The sequence below is a fragment of the Rhodococcus sp. R1101 genome, assembly GCF_000278445.1.
Classification (GTDB): domain Bacteria; phylum Actinomycetota; class Actinomycetes; order Mycobacteriales; family Mycobacteriaceae; genus Rhodococcus; species Rhodococcus gordoniae.
The window spans coordinates 1-1,798 of the sequence record NZ_AJVB01000642.1 but is presented as its reverse complement, the minus strand read 5'-3'; the positions used below and the strand labels follow the sequence as shown (position 1 = coordinate 1,798).

Genomic DNA, 1,798 nt, shown 5'->3' with positions numbered 1-1,798 from the left:
ACGTCAGCTCGATCAAGGAGCTGTGCCGGCGCTGGTATCCGCGCATCTACTTCGGCCAGCCGGAGAAGGGACTGTCGCACCGGGCGCTCGCCGACATCAAGGAGTCGATCCGCGAACTGCGCTACTACCGGCGCACGGCGTTCGTGGCGCCTCCCGGCCCCACCCCGGCCGACCTCGCAGCCGTCGTGAAGGACCTGGGACCGGCCTGACCAGCCGATTCGTCTTTTCCGTCATCGTCAGGCTAGTATCTGTACCGCAGGCGCAAGCGGCCGAGAGGTTGCCGGCGGATGCGATGGTGAGTGTAGTTCAGTTGGTAGAGCACCAGGTTGTGATCCTGGCTGTCGCGGGTTCGAGTCCCGTCACTCACCCCGAAGAAACCCCCGATCGGATTCCCGATCGGGGGTTTTCTCGTCCACGACGGATCTTCACGCGCCGAACCGGGGTTCGCCGACGCTACAACGCGCGCACGGCCCGGTTCGGGGCGTGAGGCGGGTCTATTCGAACGAGCGGGCCACGAACACGTCGACCTCGGGCAGCGAACGCTCGACCGTCGTGTAGTGCCCGGCCATGTAGACGCGATAGTCGACGTCCGCTCCTGCGGCCTTCATGTCGGCGGCGAGGGCGGCAGAAAGCGGCAGCGGGACCACCACGTCGTGGACGCCGTGGGCGAGGAACACCGGCCGGTCGTATCCGTTCGCCGGAGCGGCGAGATAGTCGGCGAGCAGCGCCGCCATGGGCTCCTCGGCCAACGGACGCGCGAGCAGCTCACCGACCCGGATGCCGCGCACCGACTCCTCGAGATCGTCGTAACACAGCTCTTCGGCCCGGTCGACGACCTCCCGGCCGACAGGAGTCAGGAAGCTGTCGACGTCGATCTCGGGGTAGGCATCGCGCAGCCCCGCGAAGATGTAGCCGCTGAAACCGACCAGACCCGCCAGCCCGGGATCCGGGAAACCCGGCACGCCGATCGTGAACGCCCGCTCGAGATTCGCCGGGGCGCCCGTGGCGACCGTTCCGCGGAAGTCGAGTTCGGGTGCCCGGAAGGTCGCGATCGTGGCGGTGTGCAGCGCCGCGTGCCCTCCTTGCGACTGGCCCATCACGAGCCACCGCTCGGACAGCGGCGCCCCGCCCGCGCGGGCCGCCCGGACGATGTCGACGATACTGTTCGCGGCACTGGGGCCGTCGAGATAACGATGGAGACCTTCGGAGCCGAGACCGGGGAAGTCGGCAGAGACGATCGCGTAACCGGAGTCGAGCCAGTGCCGCAGATAGGTGCGTTCCAGATCGGATCGCGGCGTGCGGGTCGTAAGTGCGCAGTCGTCGCCCACGCCGGTCGTGCCGTGTGCCCACGCGATGACGGGCCAGCCCCCTTCGGGGGCGTCACCTTCGGGCAGGAACAACGCCCCGGTGGCGACGGTCGGCTCTCCCGACCGCCACTCGGTGCGGTATTCGAGCTTCGTCGCGGTGCCCGCGCCTGGCAGCGACACCTCCTCGGGCAGCGGCTGCTGTGAGACGACGGCACCGGGCGTCGAAGCGGTCGACGACGCGACGGGAGCCGCCGCAGCCCCCGTCGGCGTCAGCGATGCGAGCAGTACGGCACCGCAGAATGCGGTGCGCAACGGTCGCCTCCGAACGGCCATCGATCCCCTCTGATCCGTCACGCCGCAGCGTTACCGGCCTTCCATGTGGACCACGGAATGTTCCAGTCACCGAGTCCGTCCGTCCCCGGGAGAACACCGCCGACCGTGTTACGGACCACGACGATGTCGCCGCGCTTGGTGTTGTCGAAGATCCATTT

Annotated in this window: 1 protein-coding gene, 1 tRNA gene and 1 pseudogene; 2 read left to right on the top strand and 1 reads right to left on the bottom strand. The window is 68.4% G+C overall.

The window, feature by feature from the left end:
• Both R1101_RS0122700 and R1101_RS0122695 read left to right on the top strand, forming a co-directional pair.
• Positions 1 to 209 (top strand): annotated as a pseudogene (locus R1101_RS0122700) (oligoribonuclease); the annotation flags it as partial.
• Positions 210 to 295: 86 nt separating this feature from the next.
• Positions 296 to 368, top strand: a tRNA-His gene (locus tag R1101_RS0122695).
• A gap of 126 nt (positions 369 to 494) precedes the next feature.
• Here the strand turns inward: R1101_RS0122695 and R1101_RS0122690 are convergent.
• Positions 495 to 1,640, bottom strand: a complete 1,146-nt coding sequence (locus tag R1101_RS0122690; protein WP_037224795.1) for a lipase family protein — start codon at positions 1,638 to 1,640, stop codon at positions 495 to 497.
• Between the last annotated feature and the right edge of the window lie 158 nt (positions 1,641 to 1,798).